Origin of the sequence: Pseudoalteromonas sp. GW168-MNA-CIBAN-0100 (genome assembly GCF_040309225.1) — a bacterium.
Classification (GTDB): Bacteria; Pseudomonadota; Gammaproteobacteria; order Enterobacterales; family Alteromonadaceae; genus Pseudoalteromonas; species Pseudoalteromonas arctica.
In genome coordinates this window covers 1-235 of the sequence record NZ_JBEOOL010001117.1, presented here as the reverse complement: position 1 = coordinate 235, position 235 = coordinate 1, and the positions used below count along the sequence as shown (strand labels likewise).

Genomic DNA, 235 nt, shown 5'->3' with positions numbered 1-235 from the left:
GTTCCAAGTCATCAAGTACTATTTCATTATGTAAACAACGCTCAAACACATTTAGCATGATTGACGTACTTAGGGTAAATAATGGCTGTTTTGCTGCTGCCGCAGATACAATGACATCAATAGCCTCGTCTTTTTCTGAGCCGAAGGTAATAAACTGCGCTAATGCTTTTTGTATATCCATAATATTGTTATTCTGCGCTCACCGTGATTTAAAAGTAAAATAATGACCCAAATT

At 36.2% G+C, this 235-nt stretch carries 1 pseudogene; it reads right to left on the bottom strand.

Annotated features, from left to right (window positions below):
* Positions 1–181: pseudogene (locus AAEY62_RS24835) on the bottom strand (hypothetical protein); the annotation flags it as partial.
* Between the last annotated feature and the right edge of the window lie 54 nt (positions 182–235).